The organism is Nonomuraea sp. NPDC049269, from assembly GCF_043197155.1.
Classification (GTDB): domain Bacteria; phylum Actinomycetota; class Actinomycetes; order Streptosporangiales; family Streptosporangiaceae; genus Nonomuraea.
This window is the reverse complement of record NZ_JBICSO010000002.1, coordinates 1,531,424-1,548,558: the sequence shown is the minus strand read 5'-3', so window position 1 is coordinate 1,548,558 and position 17,135 is coordinate 1,531,424. Positions and strand designations below refer to the sequence as shown.

Here is a 17,135-nt window from a genome sequence, read left to right as displayed (position 1 = left end):
GGAGACAACGTGTCTCGCACTCTCGTGGTCTTAGCCGTCCTCCTCCTCACAGCCGCGTGCGGCGGCTCCTCTCAGCCGGCGACGACGAACCAGGGCAAGACGAAGGTCACCGCCGGCGTGATCGCGATCGTCGACACCGCGCCCATCCACCTGGGCAAGGCCAAGGGCTTCTTCGACGAGCAGAACATCGACCTGACGATCACTCCCGTCCAGGGCGGCGCCGCCGCGATCTCCGGCGCGGTCAGCGGGCAGTTCCAGTTCGCCTTCGCCAACACCACCTCGCTGCTGACCGCCAAGCAGCAGGGGCTCGACGTGCGGGTGGTCGCCAACGGCGTCTCCTCGACCGGTCAGCAGGGCAAGGACTTCAGCGCGGTGCTGGTGAAGAACGACAGCCCGATCAGGTCGGCCAAGGAACTGGCGGGCAAGAAGATCTCGGTCAACCAGCTCAAGAACATCGGCGACACGACTGTACGGGCCTCAGTACGCAAGGCCGGTGGCGACCCGTCGGGCATCCAGTTCGTCGAGCTGGCCTTCCCCGACGCGCCCGCCGCGCTGCAGGCCGGCCGCGTGGACGCCATCTGGGTGGTCGAGCCCTTCGTCAGCCAGGCGCTGAGCCAGGGCGCCCGCGCCGTGGCCTGGAACTTCGCCGACGCCGCCCCCGACCTGACCGTGGCGATGTACTTCACCACCGGCAAGACCGACGCGGACCTGACCAAGCGGTTCACCGCGGCCATCCGCAAGTCGCTGGAGTACGCCGACAGCCACCCCGACGAGGTCAGGGACGTGCTCAAGACCTACACCAAGATCTCCCCTGAGGTGATCGCGAAGATCTATCTGCCCAAGTGGCCCGCCGAGGTGAACAAGGCGTCCGTGCAGACCATCGCCGACCTCGCGCTGGCCGACGGCATCCTCAAGGACAAGGTCGACGTCTCGGCGCTGGTGCGGTGAGGCGGCTTCTGTACGGGCTCGCGGGGCTTGGCGGCCTGCTGGTGCTGCTTGAGGCGGTGCCCCGGCTCGGGCTGGTGGACGAGCGGTTCCTGCCGCCCGCCTCGCGCATCCTCGGCACGCTGGGCGGCCAGCTGGTCACGGCCGAGCTGTGGTTCGCGCTGGGCGAGACCGTGCTCGGCTGGGCGCTCGGCCTCACGATCGCGTTCTGCCTGGCGGTGGTGGCCGGGGTGGTCATCGGGATCGTCCCCGGGCTGCGGGCCGCGACCCGCTCCACGGTCGAGTTCCTGCGGCCGATCCCCTCGGTGGCGCTGGTCCCGCTGGCCACGCTGCTCTATGGTCCCTCGCTCGGCTCGACGCTGCTGCTGGTCGTCTATGCCTCGTTCTGGCAGGTGCTCATCCAGGTCCTGTACGGCGTGGCGGCGGTCGACTCGGTCGCCGACGACACCGCCCGGTCCTACGGGCTGTCGTCCTGGTCGCGGGTCCGGCATCTGGTCTGGCCGACCGCGCTGCCGTACGTCATGACCGGGTTGCGGCTGGCGGCGGCGGTGGCGTTCATCCTGGCGGTCACGGCGGAGCTGGTGATCGGCAGTCCGGGGCTCGGGGCGGAGATCCAGGTCGCGCAGAACAGCGGGGCCGTGCCCACGGTGTACGCACTCATCGTGCTCGCCGGGCTCGTCGGGATCGGGGTCAACGCCGCGGTGCGGCTCCTGGAGCGCCGGGTGCTGTCGTGGCATCCCGCCATGCGATCGGAGGCCGGCCCGTGAAGGTGGCCAGGTTGTTCGGGTTACCCGTGCTGCTGGTGCTGGGCTGGTGGCTGGTCAGCGGGGGATCGTTCTACCTGCCAGATCCCCTACGGGTGGCGCGGGCGTTCGGGCAGACCTGGTTCTCGGCGCGGGTGTTCGACGACGTGCTGCCCAGCATCGGGCGGCTGCTCGCCGGGTACGCGCTCGCGACCGTGCTGGGCGTGGGGCTCGGGGTGCCGATCGGGCTGTCGCCGCGGCTGCGCGCGACGCTGGAGCCGGTGCTGGAGTTCTTCCGGGCGATCCCGCCGCCCGTGCTCGTGCCGCTGCTCATGCTGCTGGCCGGGATCGACACGCCGATGAAGGTGCTGGTCATCGTCTCGGGCTGCGTCTGGCCGATCCTGCTCAACACCGTGGAAGGCGTACGGGCGCTGGACGCGGTGCTCGCCGACACCTGCCGGATGTACGGCGTGCACGGCGCCACCCGGCTGCGCCGCTTCGTGCTGCGCGGGGCCAGCCCGCAGATCATGGCCGGGCTGCGGCAGGCGCTGTCCATCGGGATCATCCTCATGGTCATCAGCGAGATGTTCGCCAGCTCCAGCGGGCTCGGGTTCACGATCGTGCTGTTCCAGCGGCAGTTCCAGATCGCCGAGATGTGGAGCGGCATCCTGCTGCTCGGGCTGATCGGGCTGACGCTGTCGCTGCTCTTCCGCTTCGTGGAGCGGCGGGTCCTTTCCTGGTACTACGGCGCTGGAGCCGCCCGTGCTTGAGATTGCGGAGCTGCGCAAGGTCTACGAGAGCCCGAACCGCAGCGTCGAGGCGATCCGCTCGCTGACCTTCAGCGTCGGCGCGGGCGAGCTGGTGTGCGTGGTCGGGCCCTCCGGCTGCGGCAAGACCACGCTGCTACGGTCCGTCGCCGGGCTGCTGCCGATCACCGGCGGCCAGGTGCGGGTGGCCGGAGTGCCGGTCACCGGACCGCCGCCGCGCATGGCCGTGGTCTTCCAGGAGTACGCACGGAGCCTGTTCCCCTGGATGACCGTGCGCCAGAACGTCGAGCTGCCGCTGAAGGAGAAACGGATACCCACACCGCGCCGCCTGGAGCTGGTCCACAGGTCGCTGGAGGCGGTGGGCCTCACGGACGCCGCGGACGCGCACCCATGGCAGCTGTCCGGCGGCATGCAGCAGCGGGTCGCGATCGCCAGGGCGGTGGCGTACGAGCCGCAGGTGCTGCTGATGGACGAGCCGTTCGCCGCCGTGGACGCGCAGACCAGGGCCGATCTGGAGGACCTGATCCTGGCGCTCTGGCGGGACCTCGGGGTGACCATACTGTTCGTCACGCATGACATCGACGAGGCCGTTTACCTGGGACAACGCGTGATCGTGTTATCGTCGTCACCGACAGTGATCATGGAAGATCTGAAGATCGACCTGCCCGCCCAGCGCGACCAGCTCACCACGCGGTCGCTGCCGCGCTTCGGCGAACTGCGCGGGCACATCTACGAGCGGATCCAGCGCGCCAGGGAGGCCCGATGAGCACGGTTCGGGACGCCACGTTCGACGTGCTCAGGCGTTTCGGGCTGACCACGATCTTCTGCAACCCGGGCTCGACCGAGGTCGCGCTGCTGACCGGGCTGCCCGATGACCTGCGGTTCGTGCTCGCCCTGCACGAAGGGTCGGTGGTCGGCATGGCCACCGGGTGGGCGATCGGGCACCGGGCTCCGGCGCTGGCCGTCCTGCACACCGCGGCGGGTCTGGGCAACGCGATCGGCGCGATCGCCACCGCGCGGGCCAACCGGGTGCCGCTGGTGATCCTGGTCGGGCAGCAGGACCGCCGCCATCTGGCGCTGGAACCGTTCCTGACCGGGCGGCTGGCCGGGCTGGCCGGGGACTATCCGGTGCGGGTCGACGAACCGGCGCGGCCCCAGGACGTGCCGGGGGCCGTGGCGCGGGCCTACCACGAGGCGATCACCTTCCGGGGGCCCGCGCTGGTGGTGGTGCCGATGGACGACTGGGCGGCGCCGTTCGAGGCCGAGACGATCGCGGCGCCGGCACGCCTGCTGCGGCCTGCCGCCGTACCGGACGAGTCACTCGCACCCCTGGTCGAACTGCTGTCCGGGGCCCGCTCGCCGGCGATCGTCGCGGGCGCGGGCACCGCTGACGCGGGCCCGTCAGGTGCGGGCCTCTCGGGCGCGGGCACTTTGGGCGCGGGCCCGTCAGGCGCGGGCCCGTCAGGCGCGGGCCTCTCAGGTGCGGGCACTTTGGGCGCGAGCCCTACAGGCGCGTCCGGTGGGAGAGCTCCCTTCGCGGACTCAGGTGGTCGGGACGTCGGCTGGGCGGCGGTGGTGGCGCTCGCCGAGCGGCTGGGGTGTCCGGTCTGGCAGGAGTCGTTCGGGGCGATGGCAGGGTTCCCGCAGGACCATCCGCAGTACGCCGGGGTGCTGCCCGCCGATCGCACCCGGCTGCGCGCGGCGCTGGCCGGGCACGACGTGGTGCTCGCCGTGGGAGCCCCGGTCTTCCGCCAGTACCCGTTCGACACCGGGCCGCTGGTCGAGCCCGGCACCACGGTCGCGCTGGTCACCGACGACCCGGCCGAGGCGCACCGCAGCCCCGCCGACCTGGCCTACCTCGCCGCCCCGTCCACCGTCTGCGAGCGCCTGGCCGCGCTCGTCCCGGCCAGACCGGCCCCGGTACGGCCCACGCCCGCCGCCCACGCGCCGCCCCTGACAGGCAACGAGTCGCAAGCCACGCACGGGCAACCCCTGACAGGCGACGGGTCGCAAGCCACGCACGTGCTGCCCCTGGCAGGGGACAGCTTGCGCGCCGCATACGTGCTGCACGAGCTCGCCAGGCGGCTCCCGGCCGATGCGGTGCTCGTCGAGGAGACCCCGTCGTCGCGCCCTGACCTGCACCGGCTGGTCCCGGCCCGCAATCCGCTCGGCTTCGTGTCGGCGGCCATGGGCGGGCTGGGGTTCGGCCTACCGGCGGCGGTCGGCCTGCGGATGTCGCTGCCCGACCGGCCGGTGGTCGCGGTGGTGGGCGACGGCTCGGCGCTGTACGGCGTGCAGGCGCTGTGGAGCGCGGCGCACTACCGGGTGGGCGCGCTGTTCGTGGTGCTCGCCAACGGCCGGTACGCGGTCATGGACCGGCTGGCCGACAAGGCGGGCGGCAAGGCGCCGTGGCCCGCGTTCACCGAGGTCAGCATGGGTGGGATGGCCCGGTCGCTGGGCTGCGAGGCCAGGCGGGTGGACACGGCGGAGGAGCTCGCGGCGGTGCTCGACGAGGTGGTGCCCACGCTCGCGGCCCGCGAGGAGCCTCTGCTGCTCGATGTGACCGTCGGCGTGGACGCGGACTTCCAGCCGTAACGCATGTGGGTCAGGCGCGTTCGGCGGCTTCGACCACGTTCGAGAGCAGGAGGGCGCGGGTCATCGGGCCGACGCCGCCGGGGTTGGGGGTCAGGAAGCCCGCCACCTCCGCCACCTCGGCGGCCACGTCACCGGCGATCTTGCCGTCCACCCGTGAGACGCCCACGTCGAGCACGGCCGCGCCCGGCTTGACCATGGCCGGAGTGATGAGGCCGGGCACTCCGGCGGCGGCCACCACGATGTCGGCGTGGCGGACGTGGGCGGCCAGGTCGCGGGTGCCGGTGTGGCAGAGGGTCACCGTGGCGTTCTCGCTGCGCCGGGTCAGCAGCAGGCCGAGTGAGCGGCCCACCGTGATGCCGCGGCCGACCACGGCCACCTCGGCGCCCTTGATCGGCACGCCGTACTCCTGGAGGAGCAGCACGATGCCGTGCGGCGTGCAAGGCAGCGGCGCGTCGACCATGTGGACCAGCCGGCCCAGGTTGACCGGGTGGAGGCCGTCGGCGTCCTTGGCCGGGTCCATGCGCTCCAGCAGCGCCATCGTGTCGAGGTGGCGGGGCAGCGGGAGCTGGACGATGTAGCCGGTGCACTCCGGCGAGGCGTTGAGCTCGTCGATGGCCGCCTCGACCTCGGCCTGGGTCGCGTCCTCGGGGAGGTCCACGCGGATGGAGGAGATGCCGACCTCGGCGCAGTCGCGGTGCTTGCCCGCCACGTAGATCTGGCTGCCGGGGTCGTCGCCGACCAGCACGGTGCCGAGACCGGGGGTGATGCCACGCTCCCTGAGCGCGGCCACCCGCGTCGTGAGGTCGGCCTTGATCCTGGCTGCGGTCGCCTTGCCGTCGAGTTTCACTGCGCTCATGTCTCGCAATCCTTCCACGAGTTCGCAGGAGGCAGCGATGACATCGTTGTCATGGATCTTGGAACAGCATATGGTGACGTCGCCGCCTATATGTCCTTTAAGGAGTCGTCTTGCCTGCTCACTTGCTGTCAGCGGAGTCGACTGACCTGTTCGTCGGCTCGGTGGAGCGGCCGTACCAGGTGCTCAAGGTCACGCTGGAGCTGAGCGGGCAGGAGACGCCGCTCGACGTCCGCGGACCCGGGGTGTCCTGCGCGGCGCCGGTGAGCGTGCCGTCGGGAGTGGGCCAAGTCACCGTCGAGGTGCCGCTGGACGTCACCGTGCCGCACGGGACCGTGGTGCCCTGCACAGTCACGCTCGGCGACGCGTCGCTCGACGTGGAGGTCACGGCCGAAGAGCCGGGCTGGACGATGTACATGGTGTCGCACTTCCACTACGACCCGGTCTGGTGGAACACGCAGGCCGCCTACACCAGCCCCTGGGAGCTGCTCTCGGTCGACGCGACGACCAGGCCGCTGTGGGAGCACAACGCGTTCGCGCTGGTCGAGGCGCATATCGAGCTGGCGCTGCGTGATCCCGACTACCGGTTCGTGCTGGCCGAGGTCGACTATCTCAAGCCGTTCTTCGACACCCACCCCGAGCGCCGCGCCGACCTGCGCGCGCTGCTCGCCGAGGGCCGGGTGGAGCTCCTCGGCGGAACGTACAACGAGCCGAACACGAACCTGACCGGTGCCGAGAGCACGATCCGCAACATCGTCTACGGCATCGGCTACCAGCGCGACATTCTCGGCGGCGATCCGCGTACCGCCTGGCAGCTCGACGTGTTCGGGCACGACCCGCAGTTCCCCGGCTACCTGGCGGCGGCCGGGCTGACCGGCAGCGCGTGGGCCCGGGGGCCGTTCCACCAGTGGGGACCGATCAGCAAGAACTTCAAGGAGGCCAAGAACGACGCCTCCCTGATGCAGTTCCCGAGCGAGTTCGAGTGGATCTCGCCGTCGGGGCGGGGCGTGCTGACGCACTACATGCCCGCCCACTACTCGGCGGGCTGGTGGATGGACTCCTCGCCGTCGCTGGAGGAGGCGACGCGGGCGACGTACGAGCTCTACCGGTCGCTGAAGCCGGTGGCCGCGACCAGGAACATCCTGCTGCCCGTCGGCACCGACTACACCCCGCCGAACAAGTGGGTGACCGACATCCACCGAACCTGGGCGACCCGGTACGTCTGGCCCCGGTTCGTCTGCGGCACCCCACGGGACTTCCTCGACGCGGTGCGCGGGGAAATATCAGCGTTCAGCCCGCAGACCCGGGACATGAACCCCATCTACACCGGCAAGGACGTCTCGTACATCGACACCAAGCAGGCCCAGCGCGCGGCCGAGGTGGCGGCGCTCGACGCCGAGCGGCTGTCGGCGTTCGCGTCGCTGCTGGGGCTGGGCGGCTACCCGCACACCGCGCTGGACAAGGTGTGGCGGCAGCTCGCGTACGGCGCGCACCACGACGGGATCACCGGCTCCGAGTCCGACCAGGTCTACATCGACCTGCTGACGGGCTGGCGCGAGGCGCACGACCTGGCCGCCGACGCCCGCGACCGCGCGCTGGACGCGCTGGTCGGCCAGATCTCGCTCGACGGCCGCAGCGTCGTGGTGACCAACACGCTGCCGTTCGCGCGTGACGGCCTGGTGCGGGTACGGCTCGCGCCGGGCGAGCGGGTCGACTCGGTCCCGGCCATCGACGAGGACGGCACGCTGGTCTTCCTGGCCGAGGACGTGCCCTCGATGGGCTGGCGTACGTACCGGATCGTCGAGGGGACGCCCGATACCTGGCAGCCGCTGCCCGAGGCCACCTCGATCTCGAACGAGCGGTGGCGCGTCGTCGCCGATCCGGCGCGGGGCGGCGGCCTGGAGTCGGTGTTCGACCGCGCGGCGGGCCGCGAGCTGCTGTCGGGGCTCGGGAACGAGCTGCGGCTGTATGACGAATATCCGACCCACCCTGACATGGGTGAGGGGCCGTGGCATCTGCTGCCGAACGGGCACGCCACCGGCTCCGGCGAGGCCGCCGCGCTGGCCGTACAGGCCGTGCGGAGTCCCCTCGGAGAGCGCCTGACCATCACCGGCCAGGTGGGCGAGGTCTCCTACGAGCAGATCATCACGCTGTGGACGGGTTCGGACCGGGTCGAGTTCACCACCCGCGTGCTCGACTACACGGGCGCCGACCGGCTGCTGCGGGTCCGCTTCCCCGCGCGGGTGGCGGGCGCGCTGCCGGTCTCCGATGTGGCGGGCGCCGTGGTGGGGCGCGGGTTCGCGCAGCCGGACGTCGACGTCGCCGAGCACCCGTGGACGCTGGACAACCCGGCCAACACCTGGTTCGGGCTGTCCGCCACAGCCAGGGTGGACCTGGGCGAGGCGGGCGCGCGGGCGCTGGGGGTCGCCGAGGTGGTGGTGCCCGCTCTGGAGGACGCGCCCGGGGCCCGTTCGCTGGTGGTGGCGCTGGCCCGCGCGGGCGTGACCGCCACGACCTCGTCCGCCTCCGGATCCCGGTACGGCTGGCTGGACGTCGACTCGAACCTGCCGGACTTCCGGATCATCCTGGGCGGCCCGGACGTGAACCCGCTGGCCGCCGAACTCCTGTCCTGCAGCGACCCGGCCTTCCTCGACGCGCTCAAGTCGGGGGCGCCGCTGGTGTGGGTGCCGGCGGAGCGGCCGCTGGCCGAGGTGTGGCAGCCGAGCGCCGACCTGCGTGACGTGCGCGCGCTGCCCGCGCTCATCGTCGCGGGGCCGGTAGAGGAGTTGGTGGAGGATCTGGCGGATGCCGTGATCTCCGCCGTGTGCCCGGTCGGCGGGGAGGTGCTGGAGTCTCGGACGGTCGCGCTGCTCACGTATGGGTTGCCGGGGTTCGCGGTGGATTCGTCGGGGGCGTTGCATCTGTCGCTCATGCGGTCGTGTACCGGGTGGCCGTCGGGGGTCTGGTTGGATCCGCCTCGGCGTACCGGGCCTGATGGCGCCGGGTTCCAGGTGCAGCACTGGACGCATGAGTTCTCGTACGCGCTGGCCGGCGGGGACGGGGACTGGCGGGCGTTGCGGCTTCCGGCGGCGGGGCAGGAGTTCATCACGCCGCTGCTGGCGCGGGAGGTCTCGCCTGCTGCTGACGGCGTGTTGCCCCAGGTCCACTCCCTCCTGCGGGTGGAGCCCGCCCGGGACGTCCTGCTCGGCACCCTCAAGGCCACCGGCAACCCACACGCCCACGGCCTGTCCGTCAGTGGCGGGGCCGGCGCTGCTGAGGTTGGCCCCGGTGGTACGGCTGATGGCGACGGCGGGGCTGGCGGCGTTAGTGGCGGCGTTGGTGGTGTCACGATCCGGCTTGTGGAGTCGACCGGGCTCGGCTCGCGGGCCACGATCGAGTCGCCGGTGCTGGACCTCGACGGCCTCGTCCACGCCGACCTGCTGGAACGGCCCGGTGATCCGGTGACCGCGCTCGACCTGGCCGGGGCCGAGGTCGCCACCTATCTCGCCCCCACCCCGCCACGGCCCAACCGCTCCGACCTGGACGCCACTGCCGGGCAGGCCCAACACGAGCTGAGCACCACTGCCGGGCAGGCCCAACACGAGCTGAGCACCACCGCCGGGCAGGCCCAACACGAGCTGAGCACCACCGCCGGACAGGCCCAGCCCGAGCTGAGCACTACCGCCGGACAGGCCCAGCCCGAACTGGGCGCCACGGCCGAACAGGCCCAACCCGTCTACAGCCGCTACTGGCTGCACAACAAGGGACCCGCGCCCCTCGGCTACCTCCCGGTGTCGATCGCCGTCACGCCCGGTCTCATCGCGGCGGCGCAGGGGGCGGTCGAGGTGGAGGTCGTGGTGTCGTCCCACCTCGTCGACGCGCCGCACGAGGGCGTGGTGGACCTCCGCGTCCCGGACGGCTGGAGCGCCACACCCGCCCAGCGCGCCTTCCGCCTCGAACCCGGCGGCCACCTCCGCTTCCCCGTCACCGTCACACCCGCCCCCGGCCAGGGCCTGTACTTCGTCGCGGCCCGGACCAAAGTGGGCGATCAACTGGTGGAGGACGTGGCCACCGTCGCGCTGGGCGAGGTGCCCGAACTGCCCGTCGAGGGCGCCGTCCCGAAGATGAGCGACGCGTTCCAGGGCACCCAGGCCACCGAGGGCCGTCCGACCGGCCTCTCCGTCATCACCCTCACGGACTCGCTCTCCCTCCACCCGGGCGACCGCACGTCCCTCGTGGTACGGCTGGCGAACACCACCTCGGACGAGATCCACGGCGAGTCCCAGCTCGCGGCGCCGTGGGGCTCGTGGGAACTGCTGCCCACGGTCATCCAAGGCTTCACCGTGGCACCGGGCGAGACGGTCGACGTGTCGTTCCCCGTGGAGGTGCCGTACGACATGGCGGCCGGACACTCCTGGGCTCTGGCCAAGGTCATGTGGTTCGGCCGCTGCCAGTACGCACCCGCCGTCCGCCTGGAGGTCGCCCGATGAACCACACGCTCACCGACCCGTTCGGACACCGGCACGACGGCCACGCGGTGCCCAGCCCGGCCGGACACCACCACGACGGCCACACGCCGCCGGCGGAACACCACCATGACGGCCACGCACCGCTGGCGGGACACCACCATGACCGTGATGGGTCGCCCAGCGTGGGCGGACACCGGCACGGTGATCCGCCGGCCGGGCCGGTGCGGGAACGGCCCGCCGCGACCGGGGCAGCTACCGCGCCCGGTGTCGGAGCGGTGATCGGCTGGGTGGGCGGCCGGCCGATCTCCCGCGAGCCGCTGGAACGGCGAGTACGCGAACTGCGCGACGGCCCGCTCAACGCGGCACTGCCTGTCCCTGGGACTTCCGAGGACCGGCAGCTCGCCAGGTGGCTGACGCAGGTGATCCTCACCGAGGCGCTCTGCGAGGACGAGGCCGCCGCCCGGGGGCTGACCCCCGTGGAGACCCGGCTGCTCGACCCGAAGACCACCGTGGAGACCCGGCCGCTCGACCCGCTGGGCGCCGTGGAGCTGGGGTCGATCAATGCCGCCGCCTACAACGGCAGCCCGTGGGTACGCGCGCTGTTCGAGCATGTGACGGCCACGGTCGAGGTGCCGCCGGAGTGGCGGTCGCCGGTGCCCGCGCAGGGTGTGGCTCGGCATGACGTACGCCATCGGGTGTTCGCCGACCGCGCCGACGCGGCCGCCGCCACGGCCGACGACCTGGAACCGCTGGGCGCGGTGGCACTGGGCTCCCTGCCCGTGGCGATCGCGGACGCCATCTCGCGCCGACCGTACGGGATGCTCGTGGGCCCGGTCGAAGACGCCCTGGGCTGGCACGTCGCGGTGGCCCGCCCGGAACCCACCCCGCCGACCGGCTCTCCCTCGAACCCCGGTACGGTCTCGCGGAGAGATGCCGCGCGGCGCCGGATGTTCGCGCGGTGGCTCGACGAGCTGCGGGCCGCCAAGGTCGAACTCGTGCCCGGACTGGAACACCCTGGCGATCCCCGCCAGCCCGACAACCACCACAAACACTGATGACTTTCGTACTTGCCATTGATATCGGGGGAACCAAGCTCGCCGCCGCGCTGGTGGACGAGGCTGGTTCCATGCTGCGTTCCGCCACCCGGCCCACGCCGCGGGCGGAGGTCATGGTCGCTCTGGCGGCCCTGGTCGAGGAGGTGACCGGGGGCGGGCCCGCGCCGGAGGCGGTCGGGATCGGGTGCGCCGGGCCGCTGGACCTGGCCGCCGGGACCGTCAGCCCGGTGAACATGCCCAGTTGGCGCGGCTTCCCGCTGCGTGACGAGGTCCGCAAGCTGACCGGGCTGCCGACCATGCTGGCGGGTGACGCGCAGTGCATGGCGCTGGGAGAGCACTGGCTGGGCGCGGGGCGCGGGAGTTCGGCGCTGCTCGGGATCGTGGTGTCCACCGGGATCGGCGGCGGGCTGGTGATCGACGGCGTCCCGCTGCTCGGCCCCAACGGAAATGCTGGACATGTCGGTCACATGTCCATCGACCCGTACGGCGAACGCTGCGAGTGCGGCGGGCGCGGCTGCGTCGAGCGCTACTCCAGCGGCCCGAACCTGGCGCGCTGGGCCCTGGCCAACGGCTGGACCCCAGGCGCGCATGGTCCAGCCAATGCACGGGACGGTACGACTGATACGCGAGACGGTACGGCCGACGCCCGGGCACTGGCGCCGGACACGGCGGCTGACGCGCGGACGCTGGCGCGGGACGCGGCGGCCGGGGATCCCGTGGCAGTGGCGGCGTTCGAACGGGGTGCCAGGGCGCTCGCCGGCATGATCGCCTCCACCGCGGCCGCGGTCGAACTCACCAAGGTGGTCATCGGCGGCGGTGTCTCAGCGGCGGGGCCGGTGCTGTTCGACCCGCTGGCGCGGGCGCTGGACGACGTGGCCGGGCTGGCGTTCGTCAGGGCGGTGGAGGTGGAGCCGACCACCCTAGGCGTACGAGCCGCACTCGCCGGAGCCGCCAAGCTGGCCTGGGACCATTCCCGTTCAGTCGTCTGAGGTGCGGACGGCCGAGTGGGTTACTCGCGCTCGGCCGCCTGCGCCTCGCGGCGCTCGATGATGCGACGGGTGAACGGGATGACCTCCACGACGCGGCTGCCGAGGTAGGCACCGATGAAGGCGAGCACGACCAGCACGACCGGGCTGGTGGCGAACCCGTTCACGGTCACGAAGGCATACAGAGCTGAGTCGAGCAGCGCCATAAGGGAAACTCCCGTGGAAAGACCGGCAAGGCCCACAGCGTAACCGGACATTACCTATGCTTGTGCGCAAAAGGGCGGCCTTGTGCCGCCCTTTTACCTTTGCCGAATCAGATGAATCAGCCGATATCAGTGGAAGAAGTGGCGTGTCCCGGTGAAATAGAGCGCCACGCCCGCCTCCTCCGCCGCCTCGATGACGAGCTGGTCGCGTACGGACCCGCCGGGCTCCACTACGGCCTTGACGCCCGCCTCGATCAGCACCTCCAGCCCGTCGGGGAACGGGAAGAAGGCGTCCGACGCCGCCACCGACCCCGCGGCCCGCTCACCGGCGCGGGCCACCGCCAGCCGGCACGAGTCGACCCGGTTGACCTGCCCCATGCCGACGCCGACGGTCGCCCCGCCGGACGCCAGCAGGATGGCGTTGGACTTGACCGAGCGGCTGGCCCGCCACGCGAACGCCAGGTCGGCCAGCATCGCGTCCGAGACCGGCTCGCCCGCCTTGAGCTGCCAGCTCTCCGGCGCGTCACCGGGCGCGTTGACCCGGTCGGTCTGCTGGACGAGCAGCCCGCCGTCGATCCGGCGGAACTCGGCGACGTTGGCCGGGCCCGAGGGGCAGATCAGCAGGCGGACGTTCTTCTTCTGCGTCAGCACGGCCAGCGCCTCGGGATCGTACGACGGCGCGACGACGACCTCGGTGAACACCTCGGCGATCTGCCCGGCCAACTCGGCCGTGACGGCCCCGTTGACCGCGATGACGCCCCCGTACGCCGAGACCGGGTCACACGCGTGCGCCTTGCGGTGCGCGTCGGCGACGTCGGAACCGACGGCGATGCCGCACGGGTTCTGGTGCTTGATGATCGCGACGCAGGGGTCGGCGAAGTCCCAGGCCGCCCGCCAGGCGGCGTCGGCGTCGAGGTAGTTGTTGTACGACATCTCCTTGCCGTGCACCTGCTCGGCGTTGGCCAGGCCGTCGAGGCCGCCGCTGTAGAGGGCGGCGGACTGGTGCGGGTTCTCCCCGTAGCGCAGGGTGGACTTGCGCTTCCAGGTGACGCCCATGAACGAGGGCCAGTCGTCGTCGACCCGGTAGGCGTTGGCGAACCAGGACGCCACGGCCACGTCGTAGGAGGCCGTCTGGGCGTAGGCGATGCCCGCCAGCCGCTTCCGTTCGGTCAGCGTGAAGCCGCCTTCGGCGAGCGCGCCCAGCACGTCACCGTAGAAACGCGGGTCGACCACGACGGCGCAGGTGCTGTGGTTCTTGGCGGCGCCGCGGATCATCGCGGGCCCGCCGATGTCGATCTGCTCGACGCACTCCTCGTCGGACGCGCCGGAGGCCACCGTCTGCTCGAACGGGTAGAGGTTGACCACCACCAGCTGGAACGGGTCGATCTCCAGCTCGTCGAGCTGGGCCACGTGGTGGGGCTTGGTCAGGTCGGCCAGCAGCCCGGCGTGCACGCGCGGATGCAGCGTCTTGACCCGGCCGTCGAGGCACTCGGGGAAGCCGGTCAACTGCTCGACCTTGGTGACGGGGATGCCGTAGGACGCGATGGCGGCGGCGGTGCCGCCCGTTGACACGATCTCCACCCCCGCGCCGTCGAGAGCCCTGGCCAGCTCCTCCAGCCCGGATTTGTCGTACACCGCGATCAGCGCGCGCCGGATGGCGATGCGAGTCACTTCGATTCCCCTTCTGGTTGGTTACCGATGCGGACGGTCCGTCCGCTGACCGTCCAGCCCTCGCGGACCATCCGGCCGACGATCTCGACGAGCAGGCGGCGCTCGACGGTCTTGATGCGCTCGTGCAGAACCGCCTCGTCGTCACCCGGCAGCACGGCCACGGCCTCCTGGGCGACGATCGGCCCGCTGTCGACGCCGGAGTCGGCCAGCATGACCGTGCAGCCCGTCACCTTGACGCCGTAGGCGAGCGCGTCGCGCACCCCGTGCGCGCCCGGGAACGCGGGCAGCAGCGCGGGATGGGTGTTGAGCAGCGGGAACGCGTCGAGCGTCGGGGCGCCGAGTATCTTCATGAAGCCCGCGGACACCACCAGATCGGGCTCGTACGAGGCGATGCGGCCCGCGATCGCCACATCCCATTCCGTACGCTTCTCGTAATCACCCAGCTTTTCAACGAAAGTAGGAACGTCAGCCCGCGACGCCCTGGCCAATCCCTCGATGTCGTCCCTGTCCGCGCCGACGGCCACCACGCGGGCGCCGTAAGCCGGGTCGGCGGAAGCGTCCAGCAGGGCCTGTAGGTTTGTTCCAGAGCCGGAGACGAGGACGACGAGCCGCCCAGCCTTTGACACACGCACTCCAATGAGAAACAGGGTGGGGCTGCAAGCGTATCCGCTCTTCGTCCGGCGACGCAGAGGAGGTCAGGTGTCGACACCGGTGCAGGCACCGGCGGGTCAGCAGCCCGCGGATTCCGCGGGCCGCCGCGCGATCTGGTTGGCCATCGCAGCGCTGGCCATGACGTTCATGCTGCCGCTGGCGGGGCTGGTCATGGCAGTGTTCGCGCTGATGGCGGGCATTCGCGCGCTCCCGCAGCTGAAGAGCGCGGAAAAGCCACTGGGCATGGCCGTGGGCGGCATCGTCGTCTCCTCGATCGCGCTCGCGCTGTCGGCCATGGCCACAGGGATGCAGCTCTACCTGATGGACGAATACTCCGCCTACCAGGAGTGCATGAAGGGCGCGGGCACCGTCTCGTCGCAGGGCGAGTGCTTCACCCAGTTCAGGGACGCGGCCCAGAAGAAGCTCCCGCCCGACGTGCTCGAACTCCTGGGTGCGGTGCAGCCCTAGTCGCGGTCCCAGGCGTACGGGTCGACGTAGATGACGTGGCCGCCCCGGTCGTCGGACTCGTCGATGATGTCCTTACGCGGTGGGCGATCCCGATCGGTCAGCGTGGGCAGGGCCTGGGCCAGCGTCTCCGCCGCGGCCGAGGCGTGCTCGTCCTGCCAGTCGTCGCGGATGACCGGGATGGCCTGGGTGTCGGCCTCGGTGGCGTCCATCCAGTGACCGGGCAGCGGCCGGGCGTCGGCCTCGGCCAGGCCGACCTTGCTCGCCGCCCTGGCGATCGCGGCGCCCGCCTTCCGTACCGGAACGGCGGCCTTGTCGAGCGGGGCACGGGCCTTCCGGTTCAGCAGCAGCAGGTTGGCCACCCCCGCGGAGATGCCGGCGGCGACGCCCACCTCCAGGCCCACCGACAGCGCCACCTCCCATGGCGACGGTCCGACCGTGGCCAGCCGCCCGCCGCCGATGGGGCCGCCGGACAGGGCGGCGAGCAGCGCGGCGACCAGCCCGGTGGTGATCCCGGTGAAGAACCCCCACAACGGCGCGGCCTCGTACGACGGCGACGGCGCCATCCGGGCCACCACGATGCCCGCCACGGTCCCGGCGGCGAACGGCAACGCGATCACCGCCATCGTCCAGCCCGGCACGGGACCGCTCTCGGGCAGCGCGCCGAGCAGCGGCAGGCTCGGCACCGTGCCCAGCTGCACGCCCGTGGGCGCGACCAGGGTGCCGGCGCCGACGGCGAACCCGGGCCCGGCGATGTAGGAGGCGGCCCAGATGACGGTGTTGAGCAGGTAGAGGGCCTGGACCAGCAGGAGCAGCAGGCCGCCCACGAAGCCGGGCGAGAGCACGTTCGTCAGCTCGCGCACCTGGCCGAAGTTCATGATCAGGGCCAGCAGCACGAGGGCGAGCCCGGCGACGAGCAGCACCGTGATGGCGACGGCCGTGCCGACGGTCAGCGCGCGCACCCGCTCGGGCAGCAGGCGCAGCATCGCCCGCCACGGGCCGATCGTCCGTGCGGTGGCCAGCGCCCCGGCCAGGAACGCCAGCGCGAAGTGGCTGATCAGCGCCTCGCCGATGAACGGCTGCGTGATCTCGTTGCGGGCGACGAGCGCGATGAGCCCGGCCAGCAGGGCGTAGGGAGCGGCCAGCGAGACTCCGGCCTGGGCGACCAGCACGAGCTGCGCCCGGCGGCGCGCGTTGGCCTGCTCGCGCGGGCTGTTCTTGGGCAGCCGCGCGGGCAGGCGCAGCCGCAGGTCGGCGTCGCGGGCCATCCATCGCCCGGCGCGGTAGAGCAGCACGGCGGGCAGGATCGTCAGGCCGAGCGGCAGCAGCCCCACCTTGCCGCCGGGGATCGCGAACCCGGCGTGGTGCGCGGCCAGCCAGACCTGCGCCGCCGTACGGAACACTCCCGGCAGCCCCGCGCCCAGCGCGCCGCGCGGCGCGGCGATCCAGCCGACCAGGGTCAGCGTGGTGAGGACGGCCAGGCCGACGCCGAGCGTGATGGCGGCGGCGAGCATCCCGGACACGGGTAGCGGCCGGCGCGTCTCGTCGTCATCACTCGAGACACCGGGCAGCCGGCCAAGGACCGATTCGAGGAGCGCCGTCACAAGTAGTTATTTTCTCAAGGTTTCCCAACCCGCGCTTGGTTGACGCGCCGCGCGCCCTCTCCCAATTCGGGGGTTTTGCTTTTTTACGGCAGGCACGGCAGGCACGGCAGGCCCCACCCGCCGACCAT

At 71.8% G+C, this 17,135-nt stretch carries 14 protein-coding genes; 9 read left to right on the top strand and 5 right to left on the bottom strand.

From position 1 onward, the window contains the following. Positions 1-9: 9 nt before the first annotated feature. The 5 genes from ACGFNP_RS17460 to ACGFNP_RS17440 are packed head-to-tail and all read left to right on the top strand — an operon-like array spanning position 10 to position 5,050. Positions 10-948: an ABC transporter substrate-binding protein gene (locus ACGFNP_RS17460; protein ID WP_393319535.1), complete on the top strand. Its 939-nt coding sequence runs from the start codon at positions 10-12 to the stop codon at positions 946-948. After that, a complete protein-coding gene (locus tag ACGFNP_RS17455; RefSeq protein ID WP_393319532.1) occupies positions 945-1,712 on the top strand; it encodes an ABC transporter permease in 768 nt (255 codons plus the stop codon). The genes ACGFNP_RS17460 and ACGFNP_RS17455 overlap by 4 nt, the downstream gene beginning before the upstream one ends. After that, a complete protein-coding gene (locus tag ACGFNP_RS17450) occupies positions 1,676-2,458 on the top strand; it encodes an ABC transporter permease (protein ID WP_393319530.1) in 783 nt (260 codons plus the stop codon). The genes ACGFNP_RS17455 and ACGFNP_RS17450 overlap by 37 nt, the downstream gene beginning before the upstream one ends. Beyond that, the gene (locus tag ACGFNP_RS17445; RefSeq protein WP_393319527.1) at positions 2,451-3,221 is read left to right on the top strand and encodes an ABC transporter ATP-binding protein; all 771 of its coding nucleotides are present in this window, start codon (positions 2,451-2,453) and stop codon (positions 3,219-3,221) included. Before ACGFNP_RS17450 ends, ACGFNP_RS17445 begins: the two co-directional genes overlap by 8 nt. Next, complete coding sequence (locus ACGFNP_RS17440) at positions 3,218-5,050, top strand: thiamine pyrophosphate-dependent enzyme (protein WP_393319524.1); 1,833 nt, start codon at positions 3,218-3,220, stop codon at positions 5,048-5,050. The genes ACGFNP_RS17445 and ACGFNP_RS17440 overlap by 4 nt, the downstream gene beginning before the upstream one ends. Positions 5,051-5,060: 10 nt before the next feature. Here the strand turns inward: ACGFNP_RS17440 and ACGFNP_RS17435 are convergent, their stop codons facing one another. Continuing rightward, on the bottom strand, positions 5,061-5,906 hold the full coding sequence (locus tag ACGFNP_RS17435) for a bifunctional methylenetetrahydrofolate dehydrogenase/methenyltetrahydrofolate cyclohydrolase (RefSeq protein ID WP_358330174.1): 846 nt from the start codon (positions 5,904-5,906) through the stop codon (positions 5,061-5,063). Positions 5,907-6,016: 110 nt separating this feature from the next. Here ACGFNP_RS17435 and ACGFNP_RS17430 point away from each other — a divergent pair, with 110 nt between their 5' ends. The 3 genes from ACGFNP_RS17430 to ACGFNP_RS17420 are packed head-to-tail and all read left to right on the top strand — an operon-like array spanning position 6,017 to position 12,416. Beyond that, a complete protein-coding gene (locus ACGFNP_RS17430; RefSeq protein WP_393319521.1) occupies positions 6,017-10,393 on the top strand; it encodes a glycoside hydrolase family 38 C-terminal domain-containing protein in 4,377 nt (1,458 codons plus the stop codon). Continuing rightward, positions 10,390-11,427 (top strand): hypothetical protein, encoded by a 1,038-nt coding sequence (locus ACGFNP_RS17425; protein WP_393319518.1) that lies wholly within the window; start codon positions 10,390-10,392, stop codon positions 11,425-11,427. The genes ACGFNP_RS17430 and ACGFNP_RS17425 overlap by 4 nt, the downstream gene beginning before the upstream one ends. Beyond that, on the top strand, positions 11,427-12,416 hold the full coding sequence (locus tag ACGFNP_RS17420) for an ROK family protein (protein ID WP_358330183.1): 990 nt from the start codon (positions 11,427-11,429) through the stop codon (positions 12,414-12,416). Before ACGFNP_RS17425 ends, ACGFNP_RS17420 begins: the two co-directional genes overlap by 1 nt. A gap of 20 nt (positions 12,417-12,436) precedes the next feature. Here ACGFNP_RS17420 and ACGFNP_RS17415 read toward each other — a convergent pair whose 3' ends face one another. The 3 genes from ACGFNP_RS17415 to purN all read right to left on the bottom strand — a co-directional run bounded on the left by ACGFNP_RS17415 (position 12,437) and on the right by purN (position 14,913). After that, positions 12,437-12,619: a hypothetical protein gene (locus ACGFNP_RS17415; RefSeq protein ID WP_358330186.1), complete on the bottom strand. Its 183-nt coding sequence runs from the start codon at positions 12,617-12,619 to the stop codon at positions 12,437-12,439. A gap of 126 nt (positions 12,620-12,745) precedes the next feature. Continuing rightward, entirely contained in the window at positions 12,746-14,287 is a 1,542-nt protein-coding gene (gene purH, locus ACGFNP_RS17410) for a bifunctional phosphoribosylaminoimidazolecarboxamide formyltransferase/IMP cyclohydrolase (RefSeq protein WP_393319514.1), read from the bottom strand. Further along, positions 14,284-14,913: a phosphoribosylglycinamide formyltransferase gene (gene purN, locus ACGFNP_RS17405; protein WP_358330192.1), complete on the bottom strand. Its 630-nt coding sequence runs from the start codon at positions 14,911-14,913 to the stop codon at positions 14,284-14,286. Before purN ends, purH begins: the two co-directional genes overlap by 4 nt. A 73-nt stretch (positions 14,914-14,986) precedes the next feature. Here purN and ACGFNP_RS17400 point away from each other — a divergent pair, with 73 nt between their 5' ends. Beyond that, positions 14,987-15,406 (top strand): hypothetical protein, encoded by a 420-nt coding sequence (locus ACGFNP_RS17400; RefSeq protein ID WP_358330195.1) that lies wholly within the window; start codon positions 14,987-14,989, stop codon positions 15,404-15,406. Here the strand turns inward: ACGFNP_RS17400 and ACGFNP_RS17395 are convergent. After that, on the bottom strand, positions 15,403-17,007 hold the full coding sequence (locus ACGFNP_RS17395) for a DUF6350 family protein (RefSeq protein WP_358330198.1): 1,605 nt from the start codon (positions 17,005-17,007) through the stop codon (positions 15,403-15,405). The genes ACGFNP_RS17400 and ACGFNP_RS17395 overlap by 4 nt on opposite strands. Between the last annotated feature and the right edge of the window lie 128 nt (positions 17,008-17,135).

Bases quoted from the DNA above. Each gene is read 5' to 3' on its own strand.
- ACGFNP_RS17440 (WP_393319524.1), top strand. From the start codon at position 3,218: ATGAGCACGGTTCGGGACGCCACGTTCGACGTGCTCAGGCGTTTCGGG.
- ACGFNP_RS17435 (WP_358330174.1), bottom strand. From the start codon at position 5,906: ATGAGCGCAGTGAAACTCGACGGCAAGGCGACCGCAGCCAGGATCAAG.
- ACGFNP_RS17425 (WP_393319518.1), top strand. From the start codon at position 10,390: ATGAACCACACGCTCACCGACCCGTTCGGACACCGGCACGACGGCCAC.
- ACGFNP_RS17420 (WP_358330183.1), top strand. From the start codon at position 11,427: ATGACTTTCGTACTTGCCATTGATATCGGGGGAACCAAGCTCGCCGCC.
- ACGFNP_RS17415 (WP_358330186.1), bottom strand. From the start codon at position 12,619: ATGGCGCTGCTCGACTCAGCTCTGTATGCCTTCGTGACCGTGAACGGG.